The sequence below is a fragment of the Irregularibacter muris genome (genome assembly GCF_024622505.1).
In the GTDB taxonomy this organism is placed as follows: Bacteria; Bacillota; Clostridia; order Eubacteriales; family Garciellaceae; genus Irregularibacter; species Irregularibacter muris.
In genome coordinates, this window is the sequence record NZ_JANKAS010000015.1 from 1 (window position 1) to 18,235 (window position 18,235).

At 34.2% G+C, this 18,235-nt stretch carries 18 protein-coding genes and 2 tRNA genes; 18 read left to right on the top strand and 2 right to left on the bottom strand.

From position 1 onward, the window contains the following. Window positions 1–142: 142 nt before the first annotated feature. A complete protein-coding gene (locus NSA47_RS12885) occupies window positions 143–1,036 on the bottom strand; it encodes a selenium metabolism-associated LysR family transcriptional regulator (protein WP_257532620.1) in 894 nt (297 codons plus the stop codon). A gap of 188 nt (window positions 1,037–1,224) precedes the next feature. Between NSA47_RS12885 and NSA47_RS12890 the strand changes: the two genes are divergently transcribed. Then, window positions 1,225–2,427, top strand: a complete 1,203-nt coding sequence (locus NSA47_RS12890) for an NAD(P)/FAD-dependent oxidoreductase (RefSeq protein ID WP_257532622.1) — start codon at window positions 1,225–1,227, stop codon at window positions 2,425–2,427. Between the two features lie 47 nt (window positions 2,428–2,474). On the opposite strand, the gene NSA47_RS12895 is transcribed toward NSA47_RS12890, so the two are convergent. Then, window positions 2,475–3,413 (bottom strand): metal-dependent hydrolase, encoded by a 939-nt coding sequence (locus NSA47_RS12895; RefSeq protein WP_257532625.1) that lies wholly within the window; start codon window positions 3,411–3,413, stop codon window positions 2,475–2,477. A gap of 190 nt (window positions 3,414–3,603) precedes the next feature. On the opposite strand from NSA47_RS12895, the gene NSA47_RS12900 reads away from it, so the two are divergent. The 17 genes from NSA47_RS12900 to NSA47_RS12980 all read left to right on the top strand — a co-directional run bounded on the left by NSA47_RS12900 (window position 3,604) and on the right by NSA47_RS12980 (window position 18,205). After that, window positions 3,604–3,690 (top strand) — tRNA-Leu (locus tag NSA47_RS12900). A 487-nt stretch (window positions 3,691–4,177) separates the two neighbouring features. Next, entirely contained in the window at window positions 4,178–4,369 is a 192-nt protein-coding gene (locus NSA47_RS12905) for an asparagine synthase (RefSeq protein ID WP_169838780.1), read from the top strand. A 219-nt stretch (window positions 4,370–4,588) separates the two neighbouring features. Next, window positions 4,589–5,119: a hypoxanthine phosphoribosyltransferase gene (hpt, locus tag NSA47_RS12910; protein WP_257532627.1), complete on the top strand. Its 531-nt coding sequence runs from the start codon at window positions 4,589–4,591 to the stop codon at window positions 5,117–5,119. A 169-nt stretch (window positions 5,120–5,288) separates the two neighbouring features. After that, on the top strand, window positions 5,289–5,840 hold the full coding sequence (locus NSA47_RS12915; protein WP_257532630.1) for a sigma-70 family RNA polymerase sigma factor: 552 nt from the start codon (window positions 5,289–5,291) through the stop codon (window positions 5,838–5,840). 21 nt (window positions 5,841–5,861) lie between these two features. After that, on the top strand, window positions 5,862–7,100 hold the full coding sequence (locus tag NSA47_RS12920) for a DUF4349 domain-containing protein (RefSeq protein ID WP_257532632.1): 1,239 nt from the start codon (window positions 5,862–5,864) through the stop codon (window positions 7,098–7,100). A 120-nt stretch (window positions 7,101–7,220) separates the two neighbouring features. Continuing rightward, entirely contained in the window at window positions 7,221–9,896 is a 2,676-nt protein-coding gene (gene polA / locus NSA47_RS12925; RefSeq protein WP_257532634.1) for a DNA polymerase I, read from the top strand. A 16-nt stretch (window positions 9,897–9,912) separates the two neighbouring features. Then, window positions 9,913–10,500 (top strand): dephospho-CoA kinase, encoded by a 588-nt coding sequence (gene coaE / locus NSA47_RS12930; RefSeq protein WP_257532636.1) that lies wholly within the window; start codon window positions 9,913–9,915, stop codon window positions 10,498–10,500. Window positions 10,501–10,550: 50 nt separating this feature from the next. Continuing rightward, complete coding sequence (locus tag NSA47_RS12935; RefSeq protein WP_257532637.1) at window positions 10,551–11,111, top strand: lytic transglycosylase domain-containing protein; 561 nt, start codon at window positions 10,551–10,553, stop codon at window positions 11,109–11,111. 26 nt (window positions 11,112–11,137) lie between these two features. After that, window positions 11,138–12,757 (top strand): ABC transporter substrate-binding protein, encoded by a 1,620-nt coding sequence (locus tag NSA47_RS12940; protein WP_257532641.1) that lies wholly within the window; start codon window positions 11,138–11,140, stop codon window positions 12,755–12,757. A 141-nt stretch (window positions 12,758–12,898) separates the two neighbouring features. After that, a tRNA-Leu gene (locus tag NSA47_RS12945) sits at window positions 12,899–12,985 on the top strand. Between the two features lie 737 nt (window positions 12,986–13,722). After that, window positions 13,723–13,932 (top strand): alpha/beta-type small acid-soluble spore protein, encoded by a 210-nt coding sequence (locus tag NSA47_RS12950; protein WP_257532642.1) that lies wholly within the window; start codon window positions 13,723–13,725, stop codon window positions 13,930–13,932. Between the two features lie 256 nt (window positions 13,933–14,188). Next, complete coding sequence (locus NSA47_RS12955; RefSeq protein ID WP_257532644.1) at window positions 14,189–14,992, top strand: SPOR domain-containing protein; 804 nt, start codon at window positions 14,189–14,191, stop codon at window positions 14,990–14,992. A 12-nt stretch (window positions 14,993–15,004) separates the two neighbouring features. Then, window positions 15,005–15,358, top strand: a complete 354-nt coding sequence (locus tag NSA47_RS12960; RefSeq protein ID WP_257532646.1) for a DRTGG domain-containing protein — start codon at window positions 15,005–15,007, stop codon at window positions 15,356–15,358. 21 nt (window positions 15,359–15,379) lie between these two features. Next, window positions 15,380–15,793, top strand: coding sequence for an ATP-binding protein (locus NSA47_RS12965; RefSeq protein ID WP_257532649.1), 414 nt, complete (start codon window positions 15,380–15,382; stop codon window positions 15,791–15,793). Window positions 15,794–15,807: 14 nt separating this feature from the next. Then, window positions 15,808–17,157 carry a [Fe-Fe] hydrogenase large subunit C-terminal domain-containing protein gene (locus NSA47_RS12970; protein WP_257532652.1) on the top strand — a complete coding sequence of 450 codons (1,350 nt, stop codon included), beginning with the start codon at window positions 15,808–15,810 and terminating at the stop codon, window positions 17,155–17,157. Further along, complete coding sequence (locus tag NSA47_RS12975) at window positions 17,147–17,482, top strand: AraC family transcriptional regulator (protein WP_257532654.1); 336 nt, start codon at window positions 17,147–17,149, stop codon at window positions 17,480–17,482. Before NSA47_RS12970 ends, NSA47_RS12975 begins: the two co-directional genes overlap by 11 nt. After that, complete coding sequence (locus tag NSA47_RS12980; RefSeq protein WP_257532656.1) at window positions 17,483–18,205, top strand: PHP domain-containing protein; 723 nt, start codon at window positions 17,483–17,485, stop codon at window positions 18,203–18,205. Window positions 18,206–18,235: the final 30 nt, after the last annotated feature.

Below are 18,235 nucleotides of genomic sequence, written 5' to 3' on the forward strand. Positions count from 1 at the left end.
GTATAACCTCCTTCGCCACGTAAATATGCATCTACAACTTTCTTTTTAAACTCATAACTGTATACAGCCATAAAAATACCGACCTCCAATCGTTAGATTTTTGGTCTAACTTTTGGGGGTCGGTACAGTGTGAAGTGTTTTTTTATTTATTCAGATAATCCAATACAAATTTTTTAAAGGCATCACTTAAAGGGGATAGCTCTCTGTTTTTATTGTATACGAAATAAAAATCCCTTTTAAAATTAAGCTCTTCTATGGGAAAAACCCTTAGTAATCCAAAGTGCTTTTCCACCTTAACAGCCTTTTCCGATACTATGGAAATTCCCAAACCTTTTTTTACCGCTTCCTTTATGGCTTCAGTACTTTGAAGATAGCATCTCACAGGTAAATCATCAATGGAGTAGCCAGATTCTAATAGAACTTTTTCCAATAGTATGCGCGTACCAGACCCTTTTTCTCTGAGAATAAGAGGGGTTTTGACCAATTGATCCAAAGTAAGAACGTCGGGCATATCTTTCCAATGACTGGGGGCAATAATAACCAATTGATCTTCCATTAGATTTTTATAAGCTAATCTTGAATGATCTAGTTTTGTTCCCACCATCCCAAATTCTAATTCATAATTACATATTTTTTCAATAGCTTCGGTGGAGCTAAAATGTTTAATATCAAAAACAACATCAGGATATTTTTTCTGAAAGGCAAAGATTAATTCAGGAAGTAAATATTGTTCAGGAATACTACTCGCTGCAAGGGTGAGAGTTCCTTTGATTTTTCCTTGATAGGCATCTAGAGAAAAAAGAGCCTTGTCCTTCAGGTCTAAAATATTTAATGCATATTGATATAAAATTTTCCCACCAGGGGTGAGGGTAATCTCTTTGCTAGAACGATTTAATAAGATCATGCCTAACTCTTTTTCAAGAGACTGTATATGACTAGTAATAGTAGGTTGAGTGAGAAAAAGCTTATCGGCAACCTTAGAAAAACTTTTTAGTTGGACAACATATACAAAGGTTTTAAGTTGTCGAAAATCCATGGTATCACCTCATAAAAATATAGTTAATAAACGTATTGAAGCTTTGCTTGTATAATATTTATCATTAATTTGCATTATATCATAGATATCATAAAAAAAAAGGATGTTTAATAAAAGAAAAGTAGGATAAAAATGAGAAAAATACTAAAAAAATATAAATAGTACACAGGAAAGAGGGGAAGAAAGAAATGGGTATAGTCATTATAGGAAATGGCATTGCAGGATTATCTGCTGCCGAAGAGATTCGCAAGGGGAATAGTGAGATATCTATAGATATTATTACCGATGAAAAATATCATACATACTATAGAACACAATTATCCCACTATTTGGGAAAGGATTTTAAAAGGGAGGATGTTTATGTACATCCAGAAAAATGGTATGAGGATAAAAATATTCAGGTTCACTTAAAGGAGAAGGTAAAAAGGATTGATAAGGTAGAGAAAGAAGTTTATTTAAATAGCGGAAAAAGCTTGAAGTATACCAAATTGTTATTAGCCAATGGTGCCCACAGCTTTATGCCTTCGGTAGAGGGCAGTGATAAAGAGGGGGTATTTGTTTTAAGAGATCTAGATGATGTACAAGCTATCCAACAATATGTAAAAAATCTTAAAGAAGGTATTGTGGTTGGTGGAGGTTTATTAGGTTTAGAAGCTGCCAGTTCATTACAAAGACTAGGCTTAAAGATTACTGTTATTGAATTTTTCCCTAGGCTATTACCCCGCCAATTAGATGAAGAGGGATCAGAAATTATTAAAAAAATTGTGCAGGATCAAGGTATAGATTTAATGTTAGGTGTTCAAGTGGAAAAGCTATTGGGTGAGAAAAGGGTTGAGGGTTTTAAAATTAAGGATGGCGAGATAGAGGAGACTTCCTTTGTCTTGTTTTCTGCTGGAGTACGCTCTAATATACAATTGGCTCAGGAGCTACAGTTAGAGGTGGACAGAGCGATAATAGTAGATCAGTACATGCAGACCAGTGAAAGAGATATCTATGCAGCCGGTGATGTCTGTGAATTTAATAAAATGAACTTTTCCATTTGGCCTATTGCTATAGAGCAGGGGAAAATAGCCGGAAAAAACATGTTGAAAAATAAAGAAACTTATCAAGCAATAACCCCTTCCAATATGCTAAATATTATGGGAAATAGCATTTTTTCCATAGGGGATATCGGAGAAGGAGAGGGAGAGTATTCTACATTAAAATATAAAGATTCTAAAAAGGATGTTTATAAGAAAATTTTCTTTAAAGATAACAAGGTGGTCGGGGCCATCTTAATTAACGATGTAACTATGGCAGGAAAATTAAAAAAACTGCTAAAATCTGAAAAAGATTATTCTGAACTTCTTGGTAAAAATCTTTCTGATGATGAAAAGATTCAACAATTATGAATATAGGAAATGAGAAAAAGTAGTCCTAGAATAAGGACTACTTTTTCTTATATGACACTAACACTTTGATTTAAACTATAAGGATGAAATAGTCCTTCTAAAAGCTCCAGTTCCCCCGAAAGGATTGCTGTAGCGTGGTGAAGAAAATCATCCTTTATAAAGTATCTTAAATCAGTAAAGGTCACATAATAATATCCATTTTTTTTCTGTATATCAATATGGTAAATAGGAGTAAAGCTTTGGAAAAACTTTCCTATGGCACTATTGGTGATTTCATCCATAAAAGGAATTTCTTTTTTTTCTAATTCTTTTAGGATTTTCAACTTATTGTTAAATATATTTATTTCTCCAACAATAGATTTTTCCTGACTATCAATAATGAAATGCCATTTATGCATGCCGATCATAGAAGGAAGTAAATTCACCCTCATAATGTGAATGTCCTTTCCAAACTTATCAATAATTTTATCATATATTCTATTTTTCATAATTATTCTAATGAAAAGATAAATCACAAAGATTAAACCTACCTTCATAGAAAGCAGGGTCTTGGGTTCCTTTGAAAATATCAGATATAGAGACAATATAATGACCATGGGATCGTACACCAGGAGCAAACTTCCTGAAAATCTTTTTTTGCTAAGAGGCCAAAATATCTGGGCCCCATAGGAGTTTAAAATATCCAATAGGGTATGGGACAATGTTCCCATAAAAGTCCATAACAATATCTGTCCAAAGGCAGTTGCAGGAAATATAAAATGTATAACGGTTGAAATAATCCCAGCAATACCAGCTAAAAAGGGAAGTGAATGTGACATTCCCCTATGATTTTTCAAATATGCATAGTGTCCCTTAGATTGCATTACGATATCCAAGTCTGGTGCCATGGCCCCTAAAGTAGTCCCTAAACTTACTGCACCCAATATAGGTTCACCACTAATAGTAGCAATAGCAAGACCAACCATTCCATGTGTTATAGGATCCATAGGAGTCCTCCTTTCGTCAACAACTACTCTCCATTATAACATATAATGCCCCATAATAAAGTAGTAATTTTATGTAAACCAATTTCCCAAGATTAGACAAAAATACATTTGCCCTTGAAAGAGATAAAAAAATTCCCTATTGCATTACACAAATAATTGTGCTAATATAGTAAAGTACTAATTATGAAGTGCCGAAGTGGTGGAATTGGCAGACGCGCTGGACTCAAAATCCAGTGGTAGCAATACCGTGTGGGTTCGAGTCCCACCTTCGGCACCATTTTTATTTTTTGAAGAAATAAAAAATAGAGATAATATTAAAAATTAATATAAATATATATAGGGTGGGAGGAGAACCCACTAAAGCCCGAGGTATATAGAAAAATTAAATAAAATAACTAGCCAGCAAAAAAATCTACTGTGCAAGAAGAATGGGAAAAAGCCCGTCGGGCACGACTTCGAGTCCCACCTTCGGCACCATTTTTATTTTTTGAAGAAATAAAAAATAGAGATAATATTAAAAATTAATATAAATATATATAGGGTGGGAGGAGAACCCACTAAAGCCCGAGGTATATAGAAAAATTAAATAAAATAACTAGCCAGCAAAAAAATCTACTGTGCAAGAAGAATGGGAAAAAGCCCGTCGGGCACGACTTCGAGTCCCACCTTCGGCACCATTTTTATTTTTTGTTCGAAGAGAGAATATATTATTTTACAATGAAGACAATAATATAGAATCTATCTATAGGAGGAGGGTTTATATCATGCGAGAAGGCTTAATACCAACCGCCTTAGGGACAGTAGTTACTGGAGCAGCTTTGGCATCTAGAATGTCAGATATGAAGAAAAAGGGTTTTAAAAATGAAGATATGAGTTCTATGGTTGCAACAGGGCTATTAGGATTTGGTCTGGCTCATGTGGTATTAGGAAGTATAGACTTAATTCAAGATAGATAGATTAGGCAGGGAGAAATCCCTGCTTTTTGTATAAATTTTCTCTAGATGAGCAAGTAAAAAATTTTAGATTTTATACTTACAAGAAAAATTAATTGAACAAGCCAAGAATTTAAGGTAATATAGAAAGAAACAGTGACTAGAGTCACTGTTTCTTTCTATATTAAAGCACGATTTAGAGAATTTAATACGAAAAAATATATAAGAGGTGAAGAGATAACCATGGAGATGAAGGTAAAAGAAATATTATTTTCACCAGAGGAAATTGCCAATACAGTGAAAGAATTAGGGGAAAAAATTACTAAGGATTATAAAGAAAAAAACCTACTGGTCATTTCAATACTTAAGGGAGGATTTATCTTTGCAGCAGACCTCGTAAGAAATATCAATCTACCCCTTAAACTAGAATTCATTTCCACTTCTAGTTATGGACATGACACAAAAAGTAGTGGACAAGTACAATTAAAAGTAGATATAGAGACTGATATATCAGGTTATGATGTATTAGTTGTAGATGATATTGCAGACTCAGGTCTTACCATGGATTTTATATTAAATCTTTTGAGAAAGAGAGAACCATCTAGCTTGAAATGCTGCACTCTTATTGACAAGCCCGAACGTCGAAAGGTAGACTTACAACCTGATTATATTGGTTTCACCATTCCTGATAAATTCATTGTTGGATATGGCCTTAACTATGGCGATTATTATCGAAACGTTCCCTATGTATTTGTTTGGGATACTGAAAAGTAAAATTTCAAATTATTCCTTTAGTTTAGTAGTCCATTGAATATGGGCTATTTTTTTTATGAAAAAGAGGGAAAATCCCAGTAATGAAGAAATGAGATAAGAAATACATTTATACAATAAGTGGGAACTTTTTAGGAGATTTTATCGTCAAAAGATTAAAGGAGGGAAATTAATGAATGACATGGAAAAGATGCTTATCCATCGTTGTAAAAAAGGGGATCTTACTGCCTACGAGATTCTTATTTCCAACTATGAGAAAAAAGTTTTCAATATCGTCTATGGCCTAATAGGCAATGAAGAGGATGCTAAAGATATTGCTCAAGAAACTTTTATTAAGGCTTATAGAAAAATAAAATCCTTTAAAGAGGAAAGTTCATTTTCTACCTGGATATATAGAATAACTGTAAACACCAGTAAAGACTTTCTGAAAAAAGATAAAGACACCCTGTCCATACATGAATTGGAAAATGAGATTGGGAGTAGGGCCATTGATAACCCTCAAGAACAATATGAACGCTTTGAAGAAGGACAGCAGATCCGAGAATTATTGGAAAATTTAAAAGAGGATTATAGAAATGTCATTGTACTCAGAGACATTCAAGGATTTTCCTATGAAGAAATTGCAAAAATTCTTGACATAAATCTAGGGACAGTAAAGTCAAGAATTAGTAGGGGAAGAGGTCAGCTTAAAGCCCTATTGATAAGCGGAAAGTATAAAATATAAATATTGAAAGGAGGAAAAAATATGCAATGTGAGCGTGTAGAAGAAATGATTTCCCTTTATATAGATAACCAACTAACCCCTGAGGAAAAAATGGAATTTGAAAAGCATATTAAGGAGTGCAAAAAATGTTATGATGAATATTTGTCCCTTCTAGAAATGGTCAATAGCATAAATAGCTTGGTAGAAAAACCCTTACCTTCTGGATTTAAAGAAGAATTGCGAAATAAATTGGAGAAAGTTCATAAGGAAAATAACAGGAATAGACCGACTAAAAAAATTTTTATAAAATGGGCATCTATAGCGGCGATATTTATCTTAGGAATGTTTATAGTAAGCCCAATTTTAAACTTCAATTCTCCACTAAATAAATTAGGCAGTAAGGATGCAGGACTATCGGTAGGAAAAGAAGAGAGTCCCAAGGAATACTTAGAAATGGCTTCAGATTCTATAGCAGCAGAAGATCAGCAAAATATAGAAGAAAGCGCGGTAGAAGATCAACAAAATGTAAAAGAAAGCAAAGAGAATTTTTCCTTTCAGAAAGATATGCAAGAGAAAATTATATACTCCGGCGGCATAACCTTGCAGGTAAAGGATACCAATAAAGTTCTGGATGAGATTACTCAATATACACAGGATATCGGTGGATTCATACAACATTCTTCCATGAATCATCCAGAAGCTAATAGCTCTAGTAGCAATCGTTCTACAGCAGGGGGAGGGTACATCTATTTGCGAGTACCTGCAGATAAATTTGATATAGCCATGGAGGAAATAGGGAAAATGGGCAATGTGCAGGAAAAGCAAAGGTCAGGTGAAAATATCACGGCCCAATATAGAGACATGGAGATAGAAGTAAAAAGTCTAGAAATACAAGAAGCAAGACTTTTAGATATCTTAAAAAAAGCCGATAAGGTACAGGATATCGTGGAAATTGAAAAGGAAATCAATCGTGTGCGGACAGAAATCAATCAACGAAAAACTATGTTAAAAAATTGGGATCAGATGGTAGACTATTCTTCTATAGAAGTAAATATTATACAGGAGAAAGTTCCTAGCACAAGTATAGAGGGCAATCCCTTTAAAGACTTAGGACAGAAAATTCAAAGAGGATTCACACAATCTATTAATTATATTGTAATAGGCGTAGCTAATATTGTTATATTTATTTTCAAAGCACTGCCTTTTATTGCGATTATTGTCATAGGATATATTGTTTACAGAAAATGGTTAAAAGATAGATTGATCAATAAAAATAAATAAATTTAATAAAAATAAAGACATAGCAGATGAAGGCATTTGTTATGTCTTTATTTTTGGTATAATATTATAGATGATATAATGACAATCTAAACAATAACCAATAATATAGAGGTGAATATAATGCCAAGAAAAAAGTGGATGATTATTGATGGGAATAGCTTAATTAATAGAACTTTTTATGCACTACCTCCTTTGACCAATTCAAAGGGCGTACATACTAATGCTGTTTACGGATTTGCATCTATTTTATTAAAAATTATTGAAGAAGAACATCCAGATTATGTCGGTGTAGCTTTTGATGTCAAAAGACCTACCTTCCGACATGAAAAGTTCCAGGAATACAAGGCAGGTAGATTAAAAATGCCTGAGGAATTAGCAAGCCAATTGCCCTTACTCCATGAGATGCTGGAGGCTTTTGGTATTCAAAAAATATCCCTAGAGGGTTATGAAGCAGATGATCTTATCGGGACTCTCTCCAAAATCGGAGAAGAAGAGGGAATTGCAGTGAATATTATTACCGGGGATAGGGATGCTTTTCAGTTAGCTTCCCCAACAACCTGCGTTTGGTATACCAAAAGAGGTATTACAGATTTAGACAAAATGGATGAAAAGGCAATCCTAGACCATTATGGGGTAACTCCTCAGCAGTTAATTGATGTAAAAGCTTTAATGGGGGATAAATCTGACAATATTCCAGGAGTACCAGGAATAGGCGAAAAAACAGCTCTAAAGTTAATTCAACAGTATAAAAATCTCGAGGAAGTATATAACCATATAGAAGAAATAAGGGGAAAAAAGGCAAGGGAAAACTTAGAGATGTATAGAGAGCAGGCTGTATTAAGCCAAAAATTAGCCACCATTGTTAGAAATATTCCTTTAGATATAAATATAGAGGATTTTAGATTAGATAATCCCTATAATGAGAGACTAATCCAACTATTCCAGGAACTAGAATTCCATTCTTTATTGGAAAAAGTAGGAGGGCAAAGCAGTGAACCAGTGGAAGAAAGAGAAGAGGTAGAGTTTAAAACCATTACAGAACTTTCACAATTACAGAAATTAATCCAAGACATTAAAAAGGATCAGATCTTATATTTGCAATGGCAATTAGAAGGTGCAGAACATTATAAAAGAGAACTTTTAGATTTGTCCATAGGGCTTAAAAATAAAGAATGTTTCTTTATTTCCTTTGATGAGTTGTCCTTGGATATTCTATTAAAGACAATGAAAGAAGTATTTGAAGATAAAACCATTAAAAAAATTGGGCACAATATGAAGGATCTATTTGTTTTCCTTCAAACTCAGAGCATACAGTTAGAAGGAATAGATTTCGACACTTATATTGCGGCTTATTTACTAGAGCCCTCTGATAACAACTATGACATTAGTGTATTATCTTCTAAGTACCTCAGTAAACAGTTAACTAGCGAAGAACAATTACTAGGTAAGGGAAAGAGCAAAAAATCCTTTAATGCCTTGACTATAGAAGAAAAAAGCCATTATCTTATGAGCAATCTCCAGGCATTAATTCGCTTGCATGAAGAATTTAGTGATAAAATAAAGCAACAGAAAATGGATAATTTATATTATGAAATAGAACTTCCCCTAATCACCGTGTTGGGCAGTATGGAAAACTTAGGTTTTAATGTGGACCAGCGGGAGTTGGAGGATCTTTCCAAAGAATTCGGGGAAAAAATTGATCAATTAACCATGGAAATTCATCAGTTTGCGGGAGAGAAGTTTAATATTAATTCCCCTAAACAATTGGGACAGATATTATTTGAAAAATTGGAACTGCCAATTATCAAAAAAACAAAAACAGGTTATTCTACTAATGTTGAGGTTCTAGAAAGATTAAAGGATAAACATCCTATTATTGAAAAAATAATGGATATTCGCCAACTCACAAAATTAAAATCTACCTATGTGGACGGTCTGATGACTATTATAGATAAGGATACTCATAATATCCACTCTAGCTTTAATCAAACCATCACCAGCACAGGACGCATTAGTAGTTCAGAACCCAATCTGCAAAACATTCCTATAAGATTGGAACTGGGAAGAAGAATAAGAAAGGTCTTTGTCCCACGAAAACCTGAGCATTATCTTGTAGATGCAGATTACTCTCAAATTGAATTAAGAATTTTGGCTCATATTTCCCAGGATAAAAACCTAATTGAGGCTTTCAATCATAACCAGGATATTCATACTAGAACAGCTTCCCAGGTTTTTGGAGTTCCGATGGAAGAAGTAACATCTTTAATGCGCAGCAGGGCCAAAGCAGTAAATTTTGGGATTGTCTATGGGATTAGTGACTTTGGTCTAGCTAAAGACTTAAATATTCCCCGTCAAGAGGCGAAGGAATATATTGATAGATATCTGGAAGAATATTCCGGAGTCAAATCCTATATGGAAAACATTGTGAAACAGGCTCAGAAAGATGGGTATGTCACCACTCTTTTTGGTAGGAGAAGATATTTACCAGAGCTCCAATCCAGGAATTTCAACATTCGATCTTTTGGTGAAAGGATTGCTCTAAATACTCCTATTCAGGGCACAGCAGCCGATGTAATCAAGATTGCTATGGTCAAAGTTTATGATAGATTAAAAAAGGAAAAACTAAAATCTCAGCTTATTTTGCAAGTGCATGATGAATTGATTGTAGAATCACCTCAGGAAGAATTAGAGCAGGTAAAAACCATCATGATAGAGGAAATGGAAAATGCCGCATCCTTAGATGTAATCCTAAAAGCCGATATCAATTGGGGAAAAAACTGGTATCAAACCAAGTAATAAGGACGGTGTGATAATGAAAGTCATAGGTTTAACGGGGGGCATTGCTAGTGGAAAGAGCACTGCCTCTTCCATACTGAGAAAATTCGGTGCCACCATTATCGATGCCGATCTATTAGCTCGTGAAGTAACTGAAAAGGGTCAACCAACCCTGGAAAAGATCATAAAAACCTTCGGAAGAGAAATTCTCAAGGATGATGGTACATTAAATAGAAAAGCTTTGGGAAAAATCGTATTTGATCATAGAGAAAAGCTATTAAAACTAAATGAAATAATACATCCAGCGGTTAATCAAAGGGCAAAAACATTATTTCAGCAAGAAAAAGAAAAGGGGAAAAAAAAGGTTGTCTATGATTGTCCCCTTTTGATGGAGGAAAATTTATATTCTATGGTGGATACTGTGTGGCTTATCTATGTAGATGAAACTACTCAGCTATCTCGTCTAATGAAAAGAGATGGATTTACTAGAGAAGAAGCCATCAAGAGAATAAAAAGCCAAATGCCCTTAGATGATAAATTGAAGTTAGCAAATATTGTTATTGAAAATAATGGAAGTGTAGAAGAGCTAGAGAAAAAATTAAGGAAGTACTGGCATGAAAAATAAGATTTTTACATAGGGTTCTATGAAGTCATTAATCTATTGGAGGTTCTTATTTGCAAAAGGGAAGATTTCTTATTTTATTGGTATTTTTTATCATAATTCTATATTTTTTACACCCCTGGATGATAAAAAAAATATTTCCCATTCCATATAAAGAGGAAATAATAAAATACAGTACAATATATGGGGTTGACCCTGATCTTGTAGCTGCTATTATTAAGACCGAAAGCAACTTCGATCCCTACGCGATCTCCAGAAAGGAAGCTAGAGGGTTGATGCAAATCAGTCCCATTACCGGCAAATGGGCGGCAAAAGAACTGAAACGTAAAAACTTTTATCTAGAGGAATTGTTTGTAACAGACATTAACATCCAAATGGGTTGCTGGTATGTACAAAAACTCAATCAGCAATTTGATGGTGACATTAGATTGATTCTAGCTGCCTACAATGGGGGTAGCGGCAATGTATCCAAATGGCTAATGGATAAAAGATACAGTACAAATGGAGAACAACTAGAATATATCCCCTTTCCCGAGACTAGAAATTATGTTGAAAAAGTTTTATTTTATCATAAATTATACAAGAGAATTCACCATTTATCGGAGATATTGTAAAGTAATTTTTTGAGGAGGAAATACCAATGAAAAAAGGGAGAAAACAGATAGTAATCCTAGTAATCATAGCACTTGCCCTTATGATTACATCCTGCACAAGTCAAGATATTGACCAACCAACCCAAGAACCAACTGAAAAGCAAGTTACCCCTGTAAAAGGGGGAGCCATATCCCTCTCCATCTTATCCCCTGATCATTTAAATCCTTTGCTAGATTTGCCTGAGGATACTTATCATTTAATGAAACTGATCGTTGAACCCCTATTTTCCCTTGATGAAACTTACAAGATAAAAGGGATGCTAGCGGAAAAATGGAATATTGAAAACCAAGGTGAAAAAGTAACCATAAATCTGCGTAAAGACGCATACTGGCATGATGGGGAACCCTTTACTGCTCAGGATGTAAAGTTTACTTTAGATGCTCTAAGACATAAGAATACCCTATCTCCTTATAAAAGCTACATTGAAAATATTTCTGGTTATCATGTTATCGATAATCACACCATTGAAATAAGTTTTGCTAATGGATATATTGGAAATTTAGAAGCCTTAATTTTCCCCATTATGCCTGCCCATAAGTATAATAAGCTAGAAGAGGTAATGAGTGCTCATAAATGGAGTCCTATAGGAACAGGACCCTATCAACTGCAAAGCATACAGCAAAATAAAGTAATCTCTTTACAGAGCAATGAAAAATACTGGGGGAAGATACCCTATATAGACAATATTACTGCAAAAATAATGAATAAAAGACAGGATCTTATTAAATCTTTTGAGGCTAAGGACGTAGACCTATTTAGGGCTATTAATAGAGACTGGAATAGATATGGTGAAGATGAGCAATTAAGCATATATCCTTATGATACACAAAAATACAATTTCTTAGCATTAAACTTGGAAAATGAATTGTTTAAAAATCATCAGGTAAGAAAGGCCCTCCAATTGGCTATAAATCGTCCAAAGATGTTGGAAGAAATACACTATAGACAGGGGGAAGTAGTAGACATTCCATTATCCCCTACTTCTTGGTTGTATGACAAAGAACAAAAAGTTCACCCCTACCAACCTGAGGAGGCAAAGGAAATATTAAAGCAGATGGGTTGGGTAGATACCAATAATAATGGTTTGGTAAATAAAGAAATAGAGAATAAAAAATATGAATTTACTTTTGAACTTATTACAAATGGAGATAACGAAAATAGAAAACAGGAAGCTGAAATAATTAAAGAGAATTTAAAAAAGGTAGACATAGGAGTAGACATAAAATACCTTCCCCAAGAAGAAATTATAAAGAGAATACAATCCAAAAAATTTCAAGCCATACTCACTGGGTGGAACTTATCCTTCAATCCTGATCTATCCTTTGCCTTTCACTCTAAGGAGATTGAAGAGGGAGATAACTTTATTTCTTACAGCAATGCTGAAATGGACAAACTATTCATAGAAGCTTTAAGAACTAATGAGGAAGAAAAAAGCAAAGAGATATATTCCAATATCCAAAGAAAATTATCCCAACAACTTCCATACATTAGTCTATATATGGAAAAGTCGGCGTTAATAACTAATAATAGAATTAAAGGTCCCATTAGCCCCACAGACTATAATATATTTAATAATATAGAACAATGGTATGTGGAATATAAATAAACAATGGGTGAATCTCAAGATAAGAGGAAATAGGATAAGGAGAATGAACAGATGAATATTCCAAAAAAATCATAAAAGCCTAAATCCTTACATTGACAATTTTGAAAAACCCCAATATAATATTATTTAGCAATAAAAAGTGCGAGGGTGGTGGAATTGGCAGACACGCAGGTTTGAGGGACCTGTGGCGCTAACGCTGTGTGGGTTCGAATCCCATCCCTCGCACCATTTTTTTATTAAAGCACAAATCAAACTATAAAATATAAAAAAAGGCTAAAGATAGGATATTAAAAGGGATGGGGTGAGAACCCACTATAGCCCGAGGTATATGATTAGATAAACTACATACATTAACCATCAGATAAATTTACAGTGCAAGGAGATCAAGGGAAAAAGCCTGTCGGGCACGACTTCGAATCCCATCCCTCGCACCATTTTTTTATTAAAGCACAAATCAAACTATAAAATATAAAAAAAGGCTAAAGATAGGATATTAAAAGGGATGGGGTGAGAACCCACTATAGCCCGAGGTATATGATAAGATAAACTACATACACTAACCATCAGATAAATTTACAGTGCAAGGAGATCAAGGGAAAAATCCTGTCGGGCACGACTTCGAATCCCATCCCTCGCACCATTTTTTTATTAAAGCACAAATCAAACTATAAAATATAAAAAAAGGCTAAAGATAGGATATTAAAAGGGATGGGGTGAGAACCCACTATAGCCCGAGGTATATGATAAGATAAACTACATACACTAACCATCAGATAAATCTACAGTGCAAGGAGATCAAGGGAAAAAGCCTGTCGGGCACGACTTCGAATCCCATCCCTCGCACCATTTTTTTTTATTAATATTTTTTCTTTTTTCCATTGATTACTAATGAATAAATTACCAGAATAGTTGCATGGAGTGTGGTAATACTAAGAGTAATCCAAAAGAAAAGGAGGGGAGAAAAAATGGCTAACAATAATACAGGAAGAAATAGAGTATTAGTTCCAGAAGCTAAAAAAGCATTAGATAGCTTTAAATTAGAAGTTGCTAATGAATTAGGAATTTCTAATTATGATTCAGTAGATAAAGGAAACCTAACAGCTCGTGAAAACGGCTATGTAGGTGGAACTATGGTTAAGAAAATGATAGAACAAGCTCAAAATCAAATGAAGTAACAACCATAGATAAAGCAGAAAAATGTAAATAACTTAACTAAAAATAAAAAGCTGTGGGTAAATAAAGCAATAATTTTACCTTGCAGCTTTTTATTTTGTGTGTGTGTGCTGTTGTTGAAAATTGTAGAAAATTGCAGAAAACTTTTAAAAAAAATTGAAAGAAAACTCTTTTTATTAAAGGTTTTTTTTCTAAAAAATAGAATTTTATTAGAATAGGGACAATCTTATAAAAACTAATTTTAAAAAGGAGTTTGCCATGAGATTCAATAGAATAAGACGTAATTTAGCACAGATAAATATAAAAAAAAATAATAAAATATTATTCTTTATAGTATTACCGGTTATGGCTATTGTATTTGGCTACAGCTTATCCAGATTTATTATTATCCCTGCATATTATTCTGATTTCTATGCTATAAACTCTAAAGAAAAAGCATCCACAGAAAAAACCTCGACAGAAAAAACCGCTACTTCTCATGTAGAATATGTTCATGCTGAAAGAGAAGTTCAATACTTTCAGTTGGGATCTTTTTCCACAAGAGAAAACGCCGAAGTATTTTGTAATGATTTAAAGAAAAAGGACATACCTTGCATTATAAGAGAAGAAAAAAAGTTTTTAGTACTAACAGGAGGAGCTTTAGAAGATTCCACAGCCAATAGAGTAAAAAAGCAGTTGGATGACCAAAGTATAGAGTTTTTCAGCAAGACCATGAAGCTTGCATCATGGAATACTACATTTACTCAAAATGAAGAAAAAGTAAAATTAGAGAAACAGATATCTGCAATATATGATTGGCTGGATAAAAGCTTGGAGTACATATGGAAAAATGAAAGGAAAGATGGAGACAAGGAGGAATTCCTCAACTCCATAGAAAAACTCAGAAAGGAAATGCAGGTAGAAATAAGCTTTGCTAGCGACAACAAACAATGGGATCAATTCACTAAAGGCTTAGACAAGGACTTAAAATCCATAGAGCAGCAATCAGAGGATCTTCATAAAGTCTATCAAAGTTATGATAAAATCTTTGAGAGTCTAGTCAAAGTATACAATTCATTTTAAGGGGGTGAAAAAATGCAGTTAAAAGAAGTCATGAACATTTTAGATGCCCAACTATTTTTAGGAGAAGAAAAATTAAAGGAACATGTATACTCTGCTTGTGGATGTGACCTTATGAGTGACGTCTTAAGTTATGCCAAGGAGAATGTAATACTACTGACAGGATTAGTCAATACCCATGTCATTCGAACTGCTGAAATGGCAGGTATCTATACTATTGTATTTGTTCGAGGGAAACAACCAACCAAAGAAATACTGGACCTTGCTGAGGAATTAGAAATATCCATATTTTCTACCAAACTACCTCTTTATGAGGCGTGTGGATATCTTTACACCAAGGGATTAGGCAGGGGGAAAGTTGAGAGGTGATAAACTATGGAAGAAAGTACAATGAAACTAAATTTTCCAGTAGATAGAGGAGAATTTGCTAGTGCGGGGAAAGCATCTAGTAGAATAAAAAAGATATTGCAAAATATAGGACTCAATAATGCATTTGTTCGCAAAGTGGCCATTGCTACCTACGAGGCCGAAATGAATCTCGTTATTCACTCATTAGGAGGACAAATTACCATTTCCATAGGAGAAGGCAAGGTCATTATAGAAGTAGAGGATAGAGGACCAGGAATAGAAAATATTGAATTAGCAATGACAGAAGGGTATTCAACGGCAACAGAAGTAATAAGAGAGATGGGATTTGGCGCAGGAATGGGACTACCAAATATAAAAAAATGTTCCGATGATTTATCTATACAATCCAAGGTAGGAGAGGGTACTAAAATGATAATGAGCTTTAATTATCAATAGAAATAGGTGATCAAATGGAAAACTATTTTCACTCAGTAACTTTAAATGATTCAAAATGCATGGGCTGTACCAATTGTATAAAAAGTTGTCCCACTCAAGCTATAAGAGTGAGAAACGGTAAGGCCATTATTATAAATGAAAAATGTATTGATTGTGGGGAGTGTATAAAAATCTGTCCCCATCATGCCAAAAATGCTATTACAGATTCTATGGATAAGGTAATGGAATATCCATATAAAGTAGCCTTGGTAGCCCCTTCTTTTCTCAGTCAGTTTCATGACGAAGTAAGTATAAATGCTATTTTAACTGCAATAAAAAATATGGGCTTTGATCAAGTATCCGAAGTAGCCTATAGTGCTGAGATACTAGGCAAAGTCATAAATGAAGAACTAAATAAAAAGGGGATGAAAAGACCTCTCATTTCTTCAGCCTGTCCTGCGATTACAAGGCTTATCCAGGTACGTTTTCCAGAGCTGATTCCCCAACTCGTTACCCTGGAATCCCCTATGGAAGTGGAAGCAAGATTGGTAAGAAAGCAATTAGTGGAAAGGGGATTAAAGGATAAAGAAATAGGGATATTTTTTCTCACTCCTTGTCCAGCTAAGGTTACCAGTATTAAAAAACCCATTGCTCCAAAGGGAAAAAAATCAGCCCTAAATGGGGCTCTTGCCATAAATAAAATTTATATGGAAGTGCTTAGCAACATAAAATCTTTAAAAAAGGTAGAAAATCTTCAGAGAGCCTCCAATATAGGAATAAGCTGGGCAAGAACAGGGGGAGAAAGTAGTTTTCTCAATAACTCCAACTATATCAATGTTGATGGGATACAGAGTGTAACGAGAGTATTAGAGGAAATAGAAAGAAATAAGTTAAAGGATATTGCTTTTTTTGAAGGATTGGCCTGTAGAGGAGGATGTGTAGGAGGTGCTCTCACTATAGAAAACACCTTTATTGCAAAGCAAAGGATTAATAGAAGAGCAGAAAACAGTAAATATGAAAATGACTTTGATCCTAGGGAAATAAAAAAATTATACTTTAGTGGCATTTTACACCATGAGGGTCCCATACTACCTCGACCAATGCCACCGTTGGACGAAAAAATTGCCGTAGCCATACAAAAGGCTGAAGAAATTGAAAAAATTACCCGTAGATTACCAGGGTTAGATTGTGGAGCTTGTGGTTCCCCAGGATGTGCTGCTTTAGCCGAGGATATTGTAAAGGGCAATGCTTTGGAAGTGGATTGTATTTTTTTATTAAGAGAGGAAATCCAAAAACTATCAAAGGAGATGTTCGCGCTTTCTGACAAAGTGCCACCGGTTATGCAAAATAAAGAAAAAGTTAAGGAGGAGAAAAATGAAGGTTAAGGACTTATGCAAAATGCCCCAGTTTACACTACTTACATCAGAAATAGATACAGAGGAAGTAATTACTGGAGGATATTGCGGAGACTTATTAAGTTGGGTAATGGCCCATGCTCAAAAGGGAAATGCATGGATTACGGTGCAAACCCATGTAAATATTATTGCTATTGCCACTCTATTAGAACTATCCTGTATTATTGTACCCGAGGATATAGAAGTAGATGAAGATACCCTCATCAAGGCTCAACAAGAAAGCATGCCCATATTGAGAAGTCACCTTAATTCCTTTGAAATTTCAAATTTATTGTATGAAGGGGGAATTAAATAAATGAAAAAGGTCCAATGGGCCTATGATCTTCACATTCATTCAGCACTTTCACCCTGTGGAGATAATGACATGACACCAAATAATATCATAAATATGGCTCGATTAAAGGGCCTAGATATTATCGCTGTCACTGATCATAATAGTACTAAAAATTTACCCGCTCTATTTAAAATTGGAGAAAAGCAGGATCTATTGATTGTTCCAGGAATAGAGGTGACAACTAAGGAAGAGGTACATATACTGTGTTATTTTCTTACTTTAGAAGATGCTTTAAAATTTGATGATGATATAAGTAAATATTTGCCTTCTATCTCTAATGATAATGAATTGTTTGGAGAACAGTTGATTTTAAATGAAAAAGATAAGGTTGTGGGGGAAATAAAGAATTTGCTGATTAGTGCCCTAGATTTATCTGTGGACGAAATATTTTTATTGGTACAAGAAAAAAAGGGAATAGCTATTCCAGCCCATGTAGATAAAACATCCTTTAGCATGATCTCCAATCTGGGCTTTATTCCACCCCATCTACCTATTAGCACCTTGGAAGTTTCAAGAAAGGTGCATATGAATCAAAAAGAAATGAAGAAGTCTTGGAAATTACTAAAAGATTATCATTTTATTCAATCTTCAGATGCTCACTATCTAGGGGATATTTTGGAAAGACAGTCATTTATTGCATTAGAGCATTTAAATATAAGAGAACTATTTCATACAATGAGATAAAAAACAATACTTTATACTGTGGAGAACGAA

What these genes read in the sequence shown, in the direction of transcription:
- coaE (WP_257532636.1), top strand. Translation starts at nt 9,913, where the DNA reads ATGAAAGTCATAGGTTTAACGGGGGGCATTGCTAGTGGAAAGAGCACT.
- NSA47_RS12920 (WP_257532632.1), top strand. Translation starts at nt 5,862, where the DNA reads ATGCAATGTGAGCGTGTAGAAGAAATGATTTCCCTTTATATAGATAAC.
- NSA47_RS12905 (WP_169838780.1), top strand. Translation starts at nt 4,178, where the DNA reads ATGCGAGAAGGCTTAATACCAACCGCCTTAGGGACAGTAGTTACTGGA.
- NSA47_RS12965 (WP_257532649.1), top strand. Translation starts at nt 15,380, where the DNA reads ATGAAACTAAATTTTCCAGTAGATAGAGGAGAATTTGCTAGTGCGGGG.
- NSA47_RS12895 (WP_257532625.1), bottom strand. Translation starts at nt 3,413, where the DNA reads ATGGATCCTATAACACATGGAATGGTTGGTCTTGCTATTGCTACTATT.
- NSA47_RS12915 (WP_257532630.1), top strand. Translation starts at nt 5,289, where the DNA reads ATGAATGACATGGAAAAGATGCTTATCCATCGTTGTAAAAAAGGGGAT.
- polA (WP_257532634.1), top strand. Translation starts at nt 7,221, where the DNA reads ATGCCAAGAAAAAAGTGGATGATTATTGATGGGAATAGCTTAATTAAT.
- NSA47_RS12980 (WP_257532656.1), top strand. Translation starts at nt 17,483, where the DNA reads ATGAAAAAGGTCCAATGGGCCTATGATCTTCACATTCATTCAGCACTT.
- NSA47_RS12975 (WP_257532654.1), top strand. Translation starts at nt 17,147, where the DNA reads ATGAAGGTTAAGGACTTATGCAAAATGCCCCAGTTTACACTACTTACA.
- NSA47_RS12950 (WP_257532642.1), top strand. Translation starts at nt 13,723, where the DNA reads ATGGCTAACAATAATACAGGAAGAAATAGAGTATTAGTTCCAGAAGCT.
- hpt (WP_257532627.1), top strand. Translation starts at nt 4,589, where the DNA reads ATGGAGATGAAGGTAAAAGAAATATTATTTTCACCAGAGGAAATTGCC.
- NSA47_RS12890 (WP_257532622.1), top strand. Translation starts at nt 1,225, where the DNA reads ATGGGTATAGTCATTATAGGAAATGGCATTGCAGGATTATCTGCTGCC.
- NSA47_RS12955 (WP_257532644.1), top strand. Translation starts at nt 14,189, where the DNA reads ATGAGATTCAATAGAATAAGACGTAATTTAGCACAGATAAATATAAAA.
- NSA47_RS12960 (WP_257532646.1), top strand. Translation starts at nt 15,005, where the DNA reads ATGCAGTTAAAAGAAGTCATGAACATTTTAGATGCCCAACTATTTTTA.
- NSA47_RS12940 (WP_257532641.1), top strand. Translation starts at nt 11,138, where the DNA reads ATGAAAAAAGGGAGAAAACAGATAGTAATCCTAGTAATCATAGCACTT.
- NSA47_RS12970 (WP_257532652.1), top strand. Translation starts at nt 15,808, where the DNA reads ATGGAAAACTATTTTCACTCAGTAACTTTAAATGATTCAAAATGCATG.
- NSA47_RS12885 (WP_257532620.1), bottom strand. Translation starts at nt 1,036, where the DNA reads ATGGATTTTCGACAACTTAAAACCTTTGTATATGTTGTCCAACTAAAA.